Source organism: Candidatus Uabimicrobium amorphum, assembly GCF_009002475.1.
In the GTDB taxonomy this organism is placed as follows: domain Bacteria; phylum Planctomycetota; class Uabimicrobiia; order Uabimicrobiales; family Uabimicrobiaceae; genus Uabimicrobium; species Uabimicrobium amorphum.
This window is the reverse complement of record NZ_AP019860.1, coordinates 7802180-7820775: the sequence shown is the minus strand read 5'-3', so window position 1 is coordinate 7820775 and position 18596 is coordinate 7802180. Positions and strand designations below refer to the sequence as shown.

The 18596-nt window shown below is 34.7% G+C and carries 19 protein-coding genes, 1 tRNA gene and 1 pseudogene; 15 read left to right on the top strand and 6 right to left on the bottom strand.

The window, feature by feature from the left end:
- Positions 1-6 precede the first annotated feature (6 nt).
- A complete protein-coding gene (locus UABAM_RS27370) occupies positions 7-228 on the top strand; it encodes a hypothetical protein (protein WP_151971174.1) in 222 nt (73 codons plus the stop codon).
- A gap of 12 nt (positions 229-240) precedes the next feature.
- Positions 241-588 (top strand): annotated as a pseudogene (locus UABAM_RS27365) (RHS repeat-associated core domain-containing protein); the annotation flags it as partial.
- Between the two features lie 201 nt (positions 589-789).
- On the opposite strand, the gene UABAM_RS27360 reads toward UABAM_RS27365, so the two are convergent.
- From UABAM_RS27360 to UABAM_RS27340, 5 genes are all read right to left on the bottom strand, one after another.
- Positions 790-863: transfer RNA gene (locus tag UABAM_RS27360), tRNA-OTHER, on the bottom strand.
- Between the two features lie 408 nt (positions 864-1271).
- A complete protein-coding gene (locus UABAM_RS27355) occupies positions 1272-1568 on the bottom strand; it encodes a helix-turn-helix domain-containing protein (protein ID WP_173013608.1) in 297 nt (98 codons plus the stop codon).
- Entirely contained in the window at positions 1537-1782 is a 246-nt protein-coding gene (locus tag UABAM_RS27350; protein ID WP_151971171.1) for a hypothetical protein, read from the bottom strand. The genes UABAM_RS27355 and UABAM_RS27350 overlap by 32 nt, the downstream gene beginning before the upstream one ends.
- Positions 1770-2300: a hypothetical protein gene (locus UABAM_RS27345; RefSeq protein WP_151971170.1), complete on the bottom strand. Its 531-nt coding sequence runs from the start codon at positions 2298-2300 to the stop codon at positions 1770-1772. The genes UABAM_RS27350 and UABAM_RS27345 overlap by 13 nt, the downstream gene beginning before the upstream one ends.
- Positions 2301-2381: 81 nt before the next feature.
- Positions 2382-2789 (bottom strand): hypothetical protein, encoded by a 408-nt coding sequence (locus UABAM_RS27340; protein WP_151971169.1) that lies wholly within the window; start codon positions 2787-2789, stop codon positions 2382-2384.
- A gap of 20 nt (positions 2790-2809) precedes the next feature.
- Here UABAM_RS27340 and UABAM_RS27335 point away from each other — a divergent pair, with 20 nt between their 5' ends.
- From UABAM_RS27335 to UABAM_RS27285, 11 genes are all read left to right on the top strand, one after another.
- Entirely contained in the window at positions 2810-3664 is an 855-nt protein-coding gene (locus tag UABAM_RS27335; protein ID WP_151971168.1) for a hypothetical protein, read from the top strand.
- Positions 3657-4337, top strand: a complete 681-nt coding sequence (locus UABAM_RS27330; RefSeq protein WP_151971167.1) for a hypothetical protein — start codon at positions 3657-3659, stop codon at positions 4335-4337. Before UABAM_RS27335 ends, UABAM_RS27330 begins: the two co-directional genes overlap by 8 nt.
- Positions 4279-5703 carry a hypothetical protein gene (locus tag UABAM_RS27325; protein WP_151971166.1) on the top strand — a complete coding sequence of 475 codons (1425 nt, stop codon included), beginning with the start codon at positions 4279-4281 and terminating at the stop codon, positions 5701-5703. The genes UABAM_RS27330 and UABAM_RS27325 overlap by 59 nt, the downstream gene beginning before the upstream one ends.
- Positions 5704-5724: 21 nt before the next feature.
- Entirely contained in the window at positions 5725-8343 is a 2619-nt protein-coding gene (locus tag UABAM_RS27320) for a CHAT domain-containing protein (RefSeq protein WP_151971165.1), read from the top strand.
- Positions 8337-9251 carry a hypothetical protein gene (locus UABAM_RS27315; RefSeq protein ID WP_151971164.1) on the top strand — a complete coding sequence of 305 codons (915 nt, stop codon included), beginning with the start codon at positions 8337-8339 and terminating at the stop codon, positions 9249-9251. The genes UABAM_RS27320 and UABAM_RS27315 overlap by 7 nt, the downstream gene beginning before the upstream one ends.
- 712 nt (positions 9252-9963) lie before the next feature.
- Complete coding sequence (locus UABAM_RS27310) at positions 9964-10566, top strand: hypothetical protein (RefSeq protein WP_151971163.1); 603 nt, start codon at positions 9964-9966, stop codon at positions 10564-10566.
- Positions 10566-11027, top strand: coding sequence for a hypothetical protein (locus UABAM_RS27305; protein WP_151971162.1), 462 nt, complete (start codon positions 10566-10568; stop codon positions 11025-11027). Before UABAM_RS27310 ends, UABAM_RS27305 begins: the two co-directional genes overlap by 1 nt.
- Positions 11024-11767, top strand: a complete 744-nt coding sequence (locus tag UABAM_RS27300; protein ID WP_151971161.1) for a hypothetical protein — start codon at positions 11024-11026, stop codon at positions 11765-11767. Before UABAM_RS27305 ends, UABAM_RS27300 begins: the two co-directional genes overlap by 4 nt.
- Positions 11745-12203: a hypothetical protein gene (locus UABAM_RS27295; protein ID WP_151971160.1), complete on the top strand. Its 459-nt coding sequence runs from the start codon at positions 11745-11747 to the stop codon at positions 12201-12203. The genes UABAM_RS27300 and UABAM_RS27295 overlap by 23 nt, the downstream gene beginning before the upstream one ends.
- Positions 12181-14634: a serine-rich family protein gene (locus tag UABAM_RS27290; protein ID WP_151971159.1), complete on the top strand. Its 2454-nt coding sequence runs from the start codon at positions 12181-12183 to the stop codon at positions 14632-14634. The genes UABAM_RS27295 and UABAM_RS27290 overlap by 23 nt, the downstream gene beginning before the upstream one ends.
- A gap of 3 nt (positions 14635-14637) precedes the next feature.
- Positions 14638-16215: a replication-relaxation family protein gene (locus UABAM_RS27285; RefSeq protein WP_151971158.1), complete on the top strand. Its 1578-nt coding sequence runs from the start codon at positions 14638-14640 to the stop codon at positions 16213-16215.
- Here the strand turns inward: UABAM_RS27285 and UABAM_RS27280 are convergent.
- Positions 16188-16682 (bottom strand): hypothetical protein, encoded by a 495-nt coding sequence (locus tag UABAM_RS27280; RefSeq protein WP_151971157.1) that lies wholly within the window; start codon positions 16680-16682, stop codon positions 16188-16190. The two genes, UABAM_RS27285 and UABAM_RS27280, sit on opposite strands and share 28 nt — an antisense overlap.
- Before the next feature lie 176 nt (positions 16683-16858).
- Here UABAM_RS27280 and UABAM_RS27275 point away from each other — a divergent pair, with 176 nt between their 5' ends.
- Together UABAM_RS27275 and UABAM_RS27270 are read left to right on the top strand one after the other, a co-directional pair.
- Positions 16859-17869, top strand: a complete 1011-nt coding sequence (locus UABAM_RS27275) for a queuosine salvage family protein (protein WP_151971156.1) — start codon at positions 16859-16861, stop codon at positions 17867-17869.
- Positions 17870-17878: 9 nt separating this feature from the next.
- Positions 17879-18586: a queuosine precursor transporter gene (locus tag UABAM_RS27270; protein WP_151971155.1), complete on the top strand. Its 708-nt coding sequence runs from the start codon at positions 17879-17881 to the stop codon at positions 18584-18586.
- The last annotated feature ends 10 nt before the right edge of the window (positions 18587-18596 follow it).

The window sequence follows — 18596 nt, the reverse complement described above, 5'->3', positions numbered from 1 at the left end:
GAATAGATGAACACCTCCAAATTGCCGTTTATGACGAGACGAGAACTACGATTGCGGAAGAGGTATTTGCATCAAAATCACCGCGAAGATGTGGTGGGTATCACCGATATTGGTGGTAATGTTGTTTATCGATTTGAGTATAGTACCTATGTTGAAATCTTCGAGGTGAACTCCGCTAACGAGTTGGATGAGTTTACGGATTTTGAAGAAATCGTTTATGGTTTTTAAGGACGTCGCTTAGATACTGAAACTTCGCTGATGTACTTTCGACATAGATTTTATAATTCTAAACTTGGTCGATTTCTCCAGCGTGATCCACTAAGCTACGCTGGTGGAGGCATGGGGCTTTATGAGGCTTTTGGAGACAACCCTTATTCTTACAGCGACCCCCAAGGAAAATGGTTTTCTGCAATTGCAATCGCAGGGACTGTTGTTGGAGCTGTTCAAGGAGCTATTCATGGTGGAGTTTCTGGAGCATTAGTAGGAGCAGCAGGAGGTGCTATTATCGGAACAACAGGTAATATGATAAAAGCAATAGAGAAACGAAAGAATTGGTTTTTGCTAATAGCGGTTGATAACGACGAATAGTTGACTGAGACTACAACAAGGGCTATTAAGTTGTGCGTAATAGCTAGGTTTAGGAAGAAACAAGGGCACTAGAAAATTTTAGACACCTTTTAGACACTAAGGAATTTAGTACAAAAAAAAGAGAGTAAACTATATTTTTTAGTTTACTCTCTCTTATCCTATAAGCGTTGATTTACCTAGCTTATAATGTTTTTATTTTGTTGGTGCGAAAGGTGGGACTCGAACCCACATGCCCGAAGGCACTAGATCCTAAATTTAGCTTATCTTATTTTCGCGCACTTAGGGAAATCAACAGCTGTAGACCGATTCTAAAGGCTTCCATGACAACATACAAATGCCAATTTCCTAGCATAATAGCACAAAAAAGAGCATTTTCCGAGCAAATTTTCCCCCATTTTTTCCCCCATACTATGGGCAATTTTCCAAAATAAATATTGTCTGTTCAGCTCATTTTGGCATAATATTTACAGGGGCGTGCTACAGGATAAAAAGGGGAGCACAAATTGGTCGTTTTGCTCCCCTTAAGAGAATAATAACTGGCCGTTTCATTCTCTTTTTACAGCGATTCTAATCTGTTAAAATATAGTAATTACTTTCTATAGGCACGCCCTTTCACAATAGTTACTTAACTTATACAAAGAAGAGTTTTTTGATATTGTACGACCTCCTAAAAAAGCATTCGACTAGTCCTGTTGTAAAAAACGAGAAAGCGAAGATTTTGCGATAAAGTAACGCCTGTTAATGCGTACAGCATCTAGCCTTCCCGATTTGATCCAACGTATAACAGTGTATTTACTTTTGGAAATGATCTGTCCGGCCTCAGCGGATGAAACAAACTCTTTTTTTTGCTCATGAGCCTGGTATTCAAAAGATTGATAAATTTTGTGGAGCATTTGGTTGGATTTTTCAGCTTCTTTGTTACTGATGCTCATTTGTTCAATAAGTTCTTCAAGTAATGTCTCTATTTTTGAATTGCTCATCTTCATCCCAATCTAAACGTTTTCTTATGTCATCTATCAATTTGTGGTAAACCTTATAGGCTTTTCGCTTTTTTAAATCGCAATTACAATGATTCATTCTCTTGATTCTGGTTAAAATTTCTGGATTCGCCAGCGGTTGCCCCAATTTGGAAGGAATCATTCCTTCTGTAATTAGTTGAATAATTCCAAAACGAATTTGCTTTACATCGCACATGTAACCTTCTCCTTCTCTTCTTGGATTACGCTTTTAATAGTTGTTATCTCTTCTTCGGCAATAATGGTGTTCAGAGGAGATGCTTCATTCGTCGGCGGATCATAAGAGGAAAAATCAATATATGCCTCTTTTCTATTTGCCATTTTGTAACGACGGTTTTTTCGAATTCTTAGTGCATATATTTTTAGCTCTTCCAAAATAAGTTCAAGGTTTACTTTTGCCTCACGAAGTATTTCAGCAATGATCACTTCCAAAATAGATTCAGGATTTATTTTTTCCTCACGAAGTATGGGAACGATGATCGCTTTTAAGAGAACTTTCGGATTGCCAATAACTTCAAAGATACATTCTTCCATTTCATTTGAGGGTTCTACTCTCTGGAGAAGTTGTTCAATCAGTTCTGTTTCTTCTAGTGTTTTTTTAAGTTCACAAGAATAAGAAAGCGTAGGCACTTGCTTAATAACGGCTCGAAAAATATCAACTAAGTGCGCTGCCAATTTTTTTTTATTTTTAGACATACTGTACACCTCAATAAAACAGCAATAATAAAAAATTCTTTCCCTAATAGACGTAAGGAAAAAAACGGTTGGAACTTTTTGTTAACATTTTCCAAAAATTTTTTTTGCTTCGTTGTACAGTTTGTCGCGCACATCTTTTTGTACACATTCTACCTCTTTACCTTTTGTTTGCTCATAGTGCCAAATATCAATAGATTGACACCAAACAGGTTTATTTTTTTCTAAATTCTGCACTCTTTTGTTGATAGCCTTTTCAAGGTACTTATTTGCAAAAAACTTATTGATACCACTCCGTAGTACATCTAAACTGGTATGTGCTGCTCCAATACTGAATAAATACAAATCAAAATCGCTAAGTTCATTAATTATTTCTTCACGAGTTTTGAATGAAAGTTCAGAAATACGGCGATGTTTGTATTCATAAAAGTACTCTTCCTGTGAAGGTTGTTTGGAGTAATTTTCATTGAAAGATGATTCTGAAGAGTCCATTAGAAGGGAATAGATTGATCTTGGATAATGAATTAGAAAAATATGATTTAGAAATCGGTGAAGATGAAAAAATAATATCTTTAGACCTTGAGGATTTGAACAAAGAGAAGCTTACAGTAGCGACATTCCAAAAGCAATTCAATAACATAAACGCTCATTTGATCCAATACTTTGTGAGGAAAGGACTTGATCAAGTTACAAGTGAGGAAATGGCCTCTGATGTTATTGAGAAAGTGTTTATTCAGCTTTGTAAGAAAAATATTGATACAGGAGAAAATTACATACGTGTTGCTGCAAAAAATCGTTTTATAGACTTTCTTAGACGACCAAAACCTCGCAGATTAGAGGATATACAGCCTGTAGTTATTGATACGCGAGCATGTGACATTGAGGAAGAATTTAAAAAATTAAATTCAGCTTGGGAGTCTTACAAGGAAGACTGTGTAAAAAATGATCCCACACTAAAAAGTATCATCGATTTTATCGAGTGTCAATATGAACAATGTGGTAGATGTAGTGCGACAATCGTTTTTCGTAAATTTATTTTGAAACCTCTTTTTTATTTAGGTCAAGAATACAAGTACATTGTAGAGGAGTGCAATATTAGAGATCTACAAAAAGTTTTTAAATTTAAAAAGATATCATTATCCATCAACAGTAGCTTTTATCTGGCTTTCAAAAAGTATTGGGAAATAAACGACAAGCACTTTAAAAAAAAATATGCAATTTCTTGGTTAGATAAAGAGTATCAGTTAGAGATTTTTGAACGCAGTATCACCTACAAACAATTTGCCAAAAAAATAATTCCCATCAAAAAAATTTACGAAAACTACTATATCCTTAGGCAACATTGGCAGGAAAACCAACATGGATGAAAATGAACAATTAGAAGGCTTTTTATTTATGATTAGCCACTACACTCGAAATCAATTTATTCACTTTCTAAAGAAAAAAGAATTACCTTACGAGATGAGAAGCTTAATTCTTCAAAACAGCATTAAGGTTAGTAACATAATAAAAACGTTGATTGAAAAGCATAATTTTAATGAATCAGAGATGAATGAAATTTTTGAACATACAAACGAAGAAATCCTTGAAATGCTGGACGGTTCTACTTTGGACATACAACAGAAAATCGAAATAGAATTTTCAAATAGTGTTCAACAGTATCTTGTTAACTTTCAAGAAGAAGGAACATACTCTTTCTCTTCGGAAAACGAAAAAAAAATTACAGGAAAATTAGATAGTGGGCGTATCACATGGGAACTTGCTAAAAATGAAAGTAATTATATTTTTGGCTTTTATTCACAGGATCAAAGTTTAGAAGGTAAAACTTTTATCCTGAAAGCTGGACTGAAAGAAAAGCTTACATTTGGGAGAATTAGCAAATACTTAATGGGGTGTGAAGTGGAGTTTGATTTAAAAGCTCAAAAAGAACTTATAATTTTAAAAAATTGGCAAATTTCTTGGTGCGAAGAAGGAAAATCTGATGAATCTGAAACCAGATCCAAGTTCAACACCAACGGATCACCGCAAAGCATGGACTGAGATAACAAAAAACGTTTGGAAGCTTTTACAAAATAATGACCATAATAAACTTGTACAGTGTTTTGATGAATGGGAAGAACTTTTCAAAAGCTATAAATCACTACATTCTTTCCCTCAATGGGAATTTGAAATATCACAACTAAGAAATTATTCTTCTATAAAAAATAGAAGTACTTGCTTTGGGAAACAAAAAAACATCAAGTTTATACTTGAAGGTTCAAAACTGGAAGTGATCAGGGAGATTGAACTTGCAGTTCTTATGGTTGAAGATCAATTCAATCAGGGACATGTTGGCCATCTTCAATTAAATTTTATTAAAAATGGTACCGGAGAAATTTACCCATGCCCATTGGCTCATCCATTTCTAAATATACATCAGACTTTTGAGCCTACAATAGTAAACGTAAAAAAATATTGGTGTAAAATACATAACGAATGTGAAAAATATGATCTTCGTTGGAAGATAATTTTGCCAAGCAGCAGAGATATACATTTGATTAGAGGTGAGTCTCTTGGAGGTGCTTTTGCTCTGGGTTTACTTGCTTTTACCAAGAAGTACCATAAACCACTAAAAAGATTTGCAATCAGTGCGAAGCTTGATAGTAAAGGAACTTTTGAACCTGTAGATATCGAAGAAAAGATTAATGATAAGTTATTTACCATTGTAGATAAAGTAATACTAGCAGATGGCCAAGATCTCTCGAACATAAATTTTATGAAAGAAATGTTTCATACAGTAAATTCTCCCCAAGAAGCATTTGTCATTATAAAAAGTAATAAAAAACTACAGTTCATTTACTTATCTGTGGCGATTTTCATTTTTGCTATGATATTATTTAATATTGACCTGCAACCTACCCATGTAGAACTTGAACATACACAACCCCATCACTTGAACTCCAAGATCAAAGAAGTTTCACAAAAAACGGAACCTGTTAAGATGAACCTTAAATATACAAAAGATTCAGGTCTAAATTCCGAATGGTTGGACGCAACGCCCCAAAAAACGATGTTATACACTGACGATGTCTGTCAATTACATCTTCATTTATTAGAAGAGTTTAGAATCATCATTATCGAGGTTACAAAAGACAAAAACAACGATCTAAATTTTGAAAAAGTCTTTCCTAATGAATATGCAGATTTTCATAATCCTTTATCCCGAGGAAGTTATGTACTACCTAGTAAAAAAGTAACTTTGCTGTTGCGAGACGGGAGAGAATTTGAAAAGTTCTATGTGTTTTATCAAAGAGAACCTTTTCGCAAAACATTTGCAGATCTTTGTAAATCCATCGAAAATTTAGATGAACATGAAAACCTGAAAATATTTAGTTATCCAAAAACATACGTAGAAAGAGATAAATAGAGCTTAAAGGAGCAAACTCATATGAAAATATTTTTTATACTTTTTTTTAATTTTATTTGTGTTGTTGCTCAAACAGATAAAGAGATTTGGGACAAAGTAGCACATTACTGCAAAAAAGGTGAAGAGCGTCTTGATGAACAACCTGGTGCAGCATCTATAGACTTTCGAGAGGCAAAAAAGTTAATAGACCTTTATTTCTCTAGGCACAAGATTAGAAATGAAGATGACTTATATGCTATATCATTTGTTTACAATAACTATGGAAAGTCTTTAATTCTTATAGATCGAGTGGAGGAAGGCACAAAACTAAGAAAAGTTGTTTTAAATTTATTTGAAAAAATTTACCAAGATAAGAATTCTTTTTTATTTTCCCAAATTCTCAACAATATGGGATATACGTATGCTGTAAGAAGTGAATTTGATAAATCCTATCAGTACTACAAAAGAGCTTTTAATATGCAAAAAGCTTTACAGTTAGAGCACTCAAAATCTACAAAAAATCTGGAAACATACGCTAAAACCCTAAATAATATGGGCTCTGCACATGAACGTTTAGGAGATGATTATCTCAAATCAGGAGATACCAAAAAATCTTTTGCATTTTACAAAGAAGCTCAAAATTACTATACCAAATCGCTTAACTTGAAAAATAAAATTTTCAAGGAATATGTCGAAAGCATTTCAAAAACTGAAATAAATATTGCAGATTGCTACATCAAGATGGGAGCTATCAAACCAAAATATATTGAAACAGCACATGAGAAAATTGGAAAGACTCTATCTTCCATGTACAAAAATCTGAATAATAAAAAGTCGAGTACCTTTTCAAAAGCCTACATTTCAAAGATAGAAGTCTCATTTAAGAGAAATGAACTTAAACACATTCCGGAGTATGTAGAAAAGCTATATAAAATTCAAAAAAACTTTTTAGAGAATAATACTTGGGCTGGAGCTACTTTGCATAAACAACGTATGTGGAAAGAACAGTTACAGCTCCCTTTAAACCTCTTGCTTTCAACTTTATCTTCGGAAGTTAATTCACAAGATTATATCAAGCGAGCATTTATTTGCAGTGTGTATACTAAAAGTGTCATAAATTGTGCGTTAAAAGCAGAAAGGCAATTTTTAACCCAATTAAAAGGTAAAAGTTCTAAAAGCTCCAATTTTTTTGAAACCTATAAAAAAATAGTAAGCCAAATATCTGATGTTACATACTCTTCTGATAAAAAAGTTTTAAAAGCCTACAATGATTTTGAACAAAAAATTTTCAATTTAGAACAAGCAATCTCACAAAAGTTCAAAAGATACTATGAAGATCCAGAATTAACAGAAAAGCAATTAATTCAGTTGCAAGAAAAATTAAAAGAAGACTCTATTTTTCTTGAGTGGATCGAGTTTGAAGACTGGAATAACAACAAGCAAAAATCTCTTGGGTGCTTTGTTGTTACCCACAAAGGCATCCGCTTTGTAACTTTGCCTGATTCACCAAAAAAAGTGTACAAATTAATTCACAAAATTCGCAGACAAATAAAGCTGGACTTACTGGAACTGAAAAATAACTGGAATAAAGCTATCATTGCAAAAAAAAGTACAGAAAAAGCTTTAGAAACTCTTAAAGAGGCAGAAAATCGTTTATTGCCAAAACTCGCAGAGTTAAAAAATATTTTGTGGATGCCAATAAATGATATTTCGCTTAAAGTACGTAATGTTGTTGTTGCTCCTTGTGGTGATTTACACTTAATACCTTGGGCTATTTTCCCTGATAAATCTCAAAAGGCGTATTCTGTTGAACATTACAATTTTTCTTATTGTTCTTCAGCGAAAGATTTACAAGAAGAACATTCAGTGGAAAATTCTGTCGCCACAAATGGAATTCTCTGTATAGGAGATCCTGCGCTTTATTCAAAGAAAGAGATGAACGATGAACAATTAGCAATGCGAAATATTCGCAGCTCTGTTACATGGGCAGTATGTAATTATTTTAAGCAGGAATTACAGGAGGCAAAAGAATCATCGCTAGAACTTTTCTCCAAGGAAGGAGAGTTGGTACACGGTAAGAACGCTACTAAAGCAAACTTCAAACAAAAAGCTCCCAATGCTGATATTTTACACATTGTAAGCCACGCAACAATGATTAAATCTAATGATGAAGAAAAAATGATGGAAAAATTTCCACTTCTCAAAAATCGTTTTTTAAATAGTTTATTACGAGCATCTATTCTATTTTCTAAAAATGGAGTTGGTGTTGGTTATATGACCGCTTTAGAAATTTCAACACTCAACTTATCACAAGTCCAATGCGTGATTATATCATGTTGTAGTACAGGCGATATCATTCCAGAGGATGCATTTGGTTTTTTAGGTTTTCGTTGGGCTTTTCGCCAAGCAGGCGCCAAAAGAACTTTAAGTAATCTTTGGGATGTACTTGATAAAGAGTCAGCAAAAATAATGAAGCACTTTTATACTGAATATCGAACTTGGACATCGTATTCGTTTGCTGTTAATGAATGTCAGCGAGAGTTTCTCAAAAACAATAAAGCGTATACACATCCAGGTGTGTGGGGTTATATTATTTGTGATGGAGTACCTGATTTTGACAAAAAGAAGGAAGATGATATGGAGGAGGAAGAAGAATGGTAAAAATGATTACGTTGTTTATAGTTACTCTGAACATTTTTTGTGTGGCTACGGAATCCGTTAGCATTTCAATACACAGAGGTGACAATATCATCGAAGTTAACAATAACGAAAAAGTAGAAGCTTTTCTTGACGATAAACTAAAGATATCTTGTTCAGATAACCTTTTAACGTTCTGCAAAAAGAGCAATCAACAACCAATCAAAATTCAAACTATAAACAAAATACTCACGAATATACCACTAAATCACATTAAAAAATCTCAATTGTGGTTTGGGGTCTTGAGTCGTCACGAAATCTTCGGGAGAAAACTTAATCTCGTAAAACAAACTTGTAGAAGCGAGTTTGTAAAATTTTCTAACAAGTGTACTCATAATCCATATGAAAGTGCACAGAAAAAGCTTGTACGTGTTGTTATTGTAAAAAGAGTAAAAGGAGCTTTTGAAAAGGTATTTCAAGTAGATTTGCATGTTCATATTTCAAAACTGTATGCAGTGCTAGATCAAGCAAAAGATTCTCTTAGTGTGCAAATCGTAAATTACCAGAAAGATAGCTTTGCGTACGTGTATTGTGTTAGAAATAACAAAATAGAAATACTTTTTCCCAAAGACGATTCTCAAGATTCTACTCCATACAAAGAACAGCTATTTGTAGCAGATATCGAAATAGACAAAGACGTATGTTATTTACTTTTTTTTCATGAAGAACAGCACCGTAGTAAAAATATACGGCGAAAATATTTACAAGAACTTAACGAGGAAGATTTCGAAGGATTATTTTCTGAAGGTGAATTTATTTCACAAAGAACCGGTGCAGAAATTATGGCAATAAAAGACAAAAAGCAAATTTTATCAGAGCTCGAGAACCTTGTTGCTTTCAAGATAAAAAAACATAAATTAGCAGGACGTTAATTTGTGATAATTATCTTGAAAGCTCTATGAAAATACAGTCCTTAACCATCAACCAGTTAAGGACTTATCAATACCATGTAAAACTCTTTCAAAATAAAAAACATGTCTCAACCAGTGTAAAATAAGAGCATACAAAATATTTATTTTTGTGTGCTTTTTTCTTTGTAACAAACAGTAGATGTTGAAAGCAAAATGACATTGTCTCTGTTACAAAGGATTACAACATGCCAAAACGTTTAACGTTTTTTCTCATACTCATACTGCTGGCACTAAATTTTTTTTGTGTCGCAATATGTACTAACGTACTGCTTATCAAATCAGGTGTAACTATACGAGTTATTACATCAATCCTTATGGCTACAATTACCACTTTGATCAACGTAGTAGGTTACGAACTTGTACGGAAAATACGCAAAAGAGGTATAAAGTTTTTGGAAGTGCAGCTCTCATATATTACCACATACACAATATATGTGTTTTTTGTACACCTCAGTATTTTTGCCAACATATTTGTAGTATCCATTCTCTTTTGTGATGCAAAAATACCACTCTCTGCGGAGCAGTTCTTTTATGTACCAGATGCGTTTTTCCAAGTTATTACAAACAATTTCTTAACGGCAATTGATGTTTTCGCCTTAGTTACTGTACTTAGCATAGCACCGTTCGCACTCTGCTTCTCGCTCAAAAAATTGTTTCGTAAGGAGAGTCTGATATGAAATCTTCGCGGGTATTAAAAGTATTTATTAAGCTCTGGATTATGGTAACGGCCATCTTCGTTGTTTTAGATTTGGTGACCAGTATCATTGGAATATACACCTTAATCTCTAATAAAACGCCGCTTATTTTTCGCATCATTATTTCATTTGTTTTAGCGCTTAGCGCGATCATTGCCAATGGTATCGGCAAAATCTTTTCTGTCGTTACAAAAGAGGGTTACAGTGTCCGCGTTTATAGTGAAAAAAATGGCTTCCAGGATGTCATTGTCACCAGTAAGTTGGTATATGTTCTGGTAGGACAACTTCCACTTTTCTTAAGTGCTTTTGACTGGCTTACTTCATTTTTAGGCACTTGTATTCTCTTCTCTAAACACTCCGTTACCAACATAGATGAAGTATATTCTATTTTTCTTTGGTTTATGTTGCAGTTCAATGAAAACGTAGTTGTCGCCATCATTATCACGATCATAACCATTTTTTCCAGTTGCTCACCGTACTTACTTTTGAGATTAAGTGAAATAGATGAGTATATCGACTACACCAGTGCGGCTCGTCGTAATGATGGTCCATCTGAAGATTCGGAGAGCGAAGGTCTTTAATGATTGTCCTAATCATATGTGTCGTTGTTTTAGTTGTCCTTCTCATGAACCTGGAACCCGAAAGTGTCGAAAGACTAAAGGAATTGGGCAAAGGGTTAGGAATCGTTTTTCGTGGTTTTATTGATTTATGTAAAGAACTTTTTGCAGGAGTTAAAGCGTTTTTTGGATCTGCAAGTTTTGTTATTAAAGAAATTTATGCTGGGGTACGAGCACCCATCCGCGATGTTACTAACATTATCGGTGAAGCCTTTCAACAATCGAAAAGTACCCTGGCAAACTACAAAGAAAAACGAGATCAACGAAGAAGTGATAACAGTCTTTTGTATCAAAAGGTATTTGATGCATTACAAAAAATAGCAATGGAAGATGAAAACGGTAGGAAAGAGCTTATTGTTCTGAGTCAAGAGCATGGAGAACAAAAAATCGCGGCTATTGTAAAGGATATAGAGGAATATCTATGACAGCAAAATCAATCGCAAAGATAAAAGAAAGCATTCGGCTTACTGAAAAAAGGCTTAAAAAAAGTAAAAATGCCAATGAAATTGTATCTCTCAAGAAAAAGTTAAAAAATCTTGGCAAGCAGCTACGAGAAATACAGTCAAATAGGGGGAAAGACATCCTCAAAAAGATAGAGGTGCTCCTAGCACAAAAAAGATTTGTGGAAGTATCTCAACTTTTTGCAAACATACACAGCTATACAAACCAGTTTGAGCGTGAAGAGTTAAATTACTTCCAAAACTTGTGGCAAAAATTTGATGAAATGAAATCACAAACGGAGCAGCAGCCTTCTCCACAAAAGGCAAACGACGTTCTACATAGTGATATTAAAGACTTGAGCAAAACCCAAGAGTACATTAGTGAAATACAGAACCTCAAAGCTGAGCTACAACATGCACAAGAAAATAATGAGAATTTACAGACTCAGATTACATCCCTACGACAAGAACTTACCACAACAAAAGAAGCAAATACGCTGACCGCAGTAGTAATCTCACACTCTTTTAACCATGAGAAAACCGCTGTTTTACCCGAGGTATGTGAAATGATTGAATTTTTCATGAAACAATTTAAGAAATCATCGCGTTTAAACGATGGCTATTTAGACAATATAGTGGATTTGGTACTGGCAAATTACCATAGCATTGTTCAGCCGTACCAACAGATTATGGAGGACTACAATGACAAACGAAAAACCAGATAAACACAAGCTAGCACAAGAAATTGAAGATGATGTGGTTGAAATTCTAAATCCTGAAAGAACCAGGCTAACTCAATTAGAAAAAAACACCTATCTTCTTAACACTGCTGCAAATTTAAAACCAAGGCCCAGAATAACCCCCGTTGCCATTCCAAATAAAATGAATCTACAGCAACAAAAACAAATAGCTACGCAAAATATGGTAGATAATGTAAACGCACTGCAACGCTCATATGAAGAAGATAAAAGCTCTGGCGACATAGATATGACTCCAGCGCAATTTAAGTTTTCGAACCCACAACAAAATAACAATCACTTTACTGGCGATTTTGAACAGATGCAAAATTTCAAACAACAGTTCCAACAAAACTATCAAAAGGCAAAGCAAGACATACAAAGCATAAAAAGGCTCATCGATGATCGTCAGGCCTCAGAATAACCCTCCTGCCTTCCCCTTCGAACTTTACTTTGAAACCACTACGACTCCCCATGAAGTCATCTTCGGGGAGTCAAACGGTAAAATCATCAAAAACAAACTCAAAGACCTCTTTGTCCATCATTTCCTTCTAGGCAAAACTGGAGCAGGAAAAACGTACTACCTCTATCTTTTTATTGCCAACATGATTGCAAGAGGGCAAAGAATGGCGTTTTTTGACCCTCTGGGTACTCTATATCAACTCGTGCAGCGTTATGTGGCGTATATGACCATGCAGTACCACACGATGGGAGGGAAGCGATGGAAGTGGTTTAAGGAAGAGGTTCTCGACAAAATTGTTTTTCTCGATTTGTCGAATGAAAACCACAAGTATCGTTCAAATATGCTACACGCATTTGAAGGCGAAAGTCTAAATCAAACTATTGCTCGCGTAATCAAGTTTCTCAATGCGGAGTTCTCCCCAAAAGATAAACAAGGCGAAGATTTAGATACACAAAGGTTAAGAAGGCGTGGGATCGTCACACTCGCAACATTGTTTATTACTACAAAAACGCCAATGACCGAGGCTGACAACTTTATTTATCACAAAGAAGTCCGTGAGAGCATCATCAGCAAGGCCGAAGAAATTTCAAACTTACCTCTTGTTGTCGATGCCGTAGAGTACTGGCGTTTTGTTGATAGAAGTTACAAAGGCTCATCTTATGCCGATAGAGTTTCTTCTCTTCTTACCGCTTTAGCGCCTTTCAAAGAGTCAAATTCCGTATACAATTTTCTATTTCGTGAAGAATGTAATATTGACTGGCTCGATATTTTTAATAACAAAACTGTTTTTGTACGTTTTCCTATCGATAGTCTTGCTGACCGCAGCATCCTAATGAATTACTTATACTCCGGCGTGTTTTTTTCGCTAATATCGAGACGGAAGGTCAATCAATACACTGATAATTTCTTTCTTGGTAGTGACGAATCAGGCACCATAATCGATAAGGTATACGCTGATGTAATTACCAGGTCGCGTAATCGTAAGGTATTTTTCATATCTGCGATGCAAACCCGGAAACAAATGGGCTCTCAAGAAGGTATACGCCTTGTCGAAAATTGTGAAGATCAATCTGAATTTTGTGTTTATTTTCGCGTAGGTTATGACGATGCAGAAAGAATCGTACGAGAAAAGATAACTCCTACTGGGACTCTCTACAAATACACTGAGATTACAAGATCTCTAACGAAAAGTATTACCGATTCATACAGCAAAACTTTTTCTAAAATGATGTCATGGATGAAGTCTTTAATGTATGGCCAAAGTGCGCAACAAACGTCAACAAAAAGTTTAGCTGAAACATATTCTGCTACTGAAACAGAATCTATTGCCAAAGGCTTGAGTCAAAGTCTATCTAAAGCCATTAACAAAGGTAAAGCTGTAACCTACATGCACGGACAAAGCTTTACAATAACCTGGACGGAAGGAAACACCATTGGGCGTGTTTCAGCAGATGGATTTAACTTTACAATGACAAAAGGAATTTCGATTGCTGAAATAAAGACCAAAAGCGGTAGCGTTACAATCACAGAAACCCAAACACAGGGAGAATCTGACTCTACAGGCAATACTCATACTCAAGGTAGCTCGTCAAATTCAGGATACAACTACACTGTAGATGTAAATGGCCGTAGGCTCGTATCATCTAACGAAGGCGTTGGACAAAGCATTTCTGATGCTTTTCAAAAGGCAAAATCAATTAGCTCAAGTTACGCAACAGGAAGAAATGAAACAGAAGGATATTCATACAGCGATAATCGCGGCTGGAATGAAAATGAGAGCTTTGGTATGTCAAAACAAATGTCTGATAGTATTTCTGTGATACAAAACTTTGCTGAAGGAATAGCAGAAAATTTTAGCACTTCGCAAAGTTTTAATGAGTCGGTTGCAAAAACAAAAGCACAAAACAAGTCACAAACCAAAACAACAGCACATGCCAATGCTCATTCACAAAGTAAAACAGATTCCTTAGCTCAAACACATGGCGAAAACACTTCCCAAGGCTTTAATACCGGCCAAGGTACAACAGATAGTGATGCATTCACGCAATCCATTGGGGAATCTGCTACAGCCTCTCATCGCGATGTTTACCACAGTGATAGCGAAGAAGAAAAAGTGTATATCAAAAAGATAATCAATCAGGACCTTCGCATACACCTACAATGCAACAAAAATAATGAACCAGTATTTGTAAAAACAGCTACTTGTTTTGAGTTGCCATATCGTAACAGCAATACAGACTATTGGGATGCCGTTATTCTTTTAAATGAAGATCCTGATAACAACATAGATGAAATTCTCTCAAGTCCCGCAACTATCCCAATAAAAAATCAGTCCATCGAGGTATTCCAATCTCTGCCAGACGATTTAGATCATTTATTTCCAAAGGATTAAATTATGCCCATAGCAATATCTACAAAAGAACTACTTATACTACAATTCCTTTATGAAGAAGGATATGCTACAACGAAAGATATCAGTGACTACTTATTCTTCTCTGGTGAAAGCGGCGTATCGCAGCAAAATGTTCAACGAATTGTAAAAGAACTCGAACAACGCAAAATTATCACCGATAAACACACGTATGATAAAAAAGAGCTAGCGCGCTACTTAACAAAATATGGTTTAGAACTACTCGAAAAAACCAAAGACGAGATACAACATCACGAAAAACGCATAAAAGGTATTCGTGCTATACATCTATACCACTACTTTTTGATGCGTAGATTAGAAAAGATACTTCATCGGAGTTTTAAAAACTCACAATACTTATTAGAGACTTGCAATGAATTTAATCACGATGGTCATCTTCAGGTCAAAGTAGAAGATCGTTGGGAAACATGCACCCTGCGCTCCGATGGTGAAGTAAAAATATCATTCAACAACTATGAACTGCTTGTTTGCCGCGTGGAAATAGATACAGGAACAGAATCTATCAGTGGTCCAAAAGGACAAATCAAAAATAAATTTGATAACTACAACATCTATCTACGCAGTAACTACATCAATCAGGAATACCAGACCTACCCCGTGTATGTACTGTTTGTGACTCCCCAAGAACGTATCAAAACAATTATTACCAAACTGGGTAACCATGAAGTAATGCCATTTATTTTATTTATGCCTCTCGAAAGAATACAAAGTTTCCGCATTGATAAAAAATGGCAAGAAGAACTCGACCAACACAAAATCATCAGTGAAATGCGTAAACAGATTCGCAAGAATAAGCGCAAAATTTCTGCCGGATCAGAAGAGGTTACTACTTTAAAAAAAAGTAAAAGATGGAAGATTATTGATAATGAATACCAAGTAGAGTACCTGGCACGGTTTGATAATAACTACATTACTGTAGCAGAAGAAAAAGATTTTTTAAATTGTAAAGTTCTCTATGATGCTAAAAATTACTCTCACTGTTTAAAAGATATGCTGTGTGAACGTGAGCCTATCTTAGCTTTTAAAAATTCGGTAGAAAAAAGTATTGTTTCCGAAGCAAATTATCAATGTAGAGTACATACACAATTTTCGACGCCACATAAAAATGCAAATTTTCCTACACGCATACATGTAAACAATAAAAGTAAACTATGGAGTCCTCACGGAAGCTTCAAACTCGAAAAACGCAATAAACAAGAAGTACAAACTCTATTATTCTCGGCTATTTTTGTTTGCCAGCAATTCGAAGATCACGTTATTCAGGAGCTATCATTTTACGATGAATTTTTAAATGAAAAGCATATTCAAAAGATTACATCAGATCCCACGTATTACGGATGCATTATCATCGTCAGGGATACTAATACCCGTAATTACATCTGTACTGCTCTTAGGAGCTACCAAATGGCAAATAGGACAATTATCATTTTGCAGGATGACTGCCATGTAGACTCTGTTTTTTCTAAACCAGTATGGATGACTTTCTCAGGCACAATGCGTACCTTTTTTAAGCATCATGCTGCAACGGATGCCCATGCCTGATTTAAAGTTTTCTCCATAAAAGAGTTTTGCAAAATTTGCTGATTCATACGATCAAAAGCTCTTTGTATCTGCAATTGTGAGTTTACCATTTGCATATGAATGTGCCATTTTACAACAAACTCTTGTACAGACTGCTCAATCTCATTAGAAAAACCGAAATCTTTGGAAGTTTCTTTTGGAGGTGTATACGAACAATTTTCAGAAATATTGAAGATCCGACTACGTATATAATTTTGTAAATCGGACTTTCTGTGTTCAAATTGATTTTCGTTGGATTTATTTTCTATAGCAGAAGTGAAGTTTCTCACATCAAAATCTAATTCATAGTAACTGGCCGTTTCTACGGCCAAGTTTAACCAACCGTGCCCAAGTTCATCTTGGCCACGTTGGTATGCCAAGAAGGCCTTATTCTTGTATTCTTCTAATCTTGTACTGCCGATACTATCTATTACTTGTTGTTTTTCCATATTACTACTGTTGCACAAAAGCTATAGATTAACAACTACTTTGTCTTGACAAAACGCTATATTTGGTTCCACTACTGTTGAAAATTTTAAACTGACTAACAGTGCAATTTGCTTTTTAGTTACATTCGGGATAGAATAGAATGTTTATTTTTTAATTTTAAAACTGGTTGGTAAAAATGGAAATTTACGCTGAAAAAATTATCGAAAACTGGAAATGGTTGAAGAAAAAAGAAATTGTAAAATTCGTAGACGTCAATCCAACATGTATTGATAAGTATGTTGACACACTAAAAACGTTACCCAAAAAACAAGTATATTGGGATTTTGAAAATATTCATCCTAAAGATGATTTTGCATTTGCAAGATTTGCAATTATAACATCAGCTATTAATTTTTGTTATATGGATCTTCAAAAACCAGAGCAAGCTTTTACTATAAAAGAGAGTGAAACGAGCTACAAAGGTGCAATGGCCATGTTTCGCTGTTTTTTCCGTACATTTGGTGAGAAAAATATCACAAGCAAAAATTTAAAAAAAGTATTTTGTAGCCAAGATGCGACTAAAGAATTCTTTACGGGGGTAGTCCAGATTCCCATGCTAGAGTATAGACATTGGATAATCCAGGAGTTAATAACTGTTTTAGATGAAAAATTTAATGGCGACCCAATCAACTTATATGAAGATTCTAACTGGGATGCTCTGTTACTATTAGATAAGCTAATTCAATATTTCCCTATGTCTTTTCAGGATATTTCACATATATATACAACACAAAAAACTTTACAGTTCCCATTTTTTAAGAAAGCAAAATTAGCAATTCTTCTATATCAAGGGCGGTCATCTAAAACTAATAGTCAATTAAAGCCGCTATCAAACTTTAATGAAATTATAGCTGTAGAAGACTATAGAGTTCCACAATACCTCAATAGTGTAGGTGTTTTAAATTATCAAGATGACCTCAAAAAAATTATTGAAAAGCAACAAATAATACTTCCACATCAACAAATGGAAATAGAAATCAGAGCTGCAACAACAGTTGCCAATAGTTTAATTTTAGAAAAGCTAAACAGCGGATTAAAGGCTGATGATAGTCGCTACTGGAGCATTGCCAACCTTGACGCTCATGAATGGTTTGGAGCACAAAGTGTAGATTTTCCTCATCATATTACCCCAACGACTGCCTACTAAAGGAGAACAATGAACGAGGTAAAAAAAATAACTTCCGAAGACGAATGGCATCCAAAGCATTTGGACATAGTTGGTATAGCTTTTATAGTTACCCTCTTAGTTTCAAATATTGCTGCTGTAAAATTATTTAGTCTTGGAAGTGCTATTTTTAGCGCTGGCATTTTAATTTTTCCGATCTCCTATGTTATTGGAGATGTACTCACTGAAGTATATGGTTATAAACGAACTAGAAGATTAATTTGGTTAGGTTTGCTGTCTAATGTGTTTATGGTTTCATTTCTTACTATAGCAGTTATTTTACCGCCAGCTCATAATTGGTCTTACCAAGATCAATTTGCCATAATCCATGGATTTATACCTCGGATAGTGCTTGGATCTTTGGTTGGTTATTGGTTAGGAGAAATAGTTAATAGTACTATTATGTCAAAAATGAAAGTATGGAGTGATGGTAGACACTTATGGCTCAGAACTGTAATCTCGACATTGTTTGGAGAAGGTGTTGATACAATCTGTTTCATAAGCATTGCATACATTGGTATTCTGCCTAAAAACATCTTAATAAGTGCTATGATTTCGGCCTGGATATTTAAGTGTTTATATGAAATTATCGTAACGCCTTTTACATACATGGCAGTAAACTTTCTAAAAAGAAAAGAAGGCGTTGACCAATACGACTCTAAAGTAAACTATAACCCTTTTAAGATATCGATAAAATAAGTTACTCACG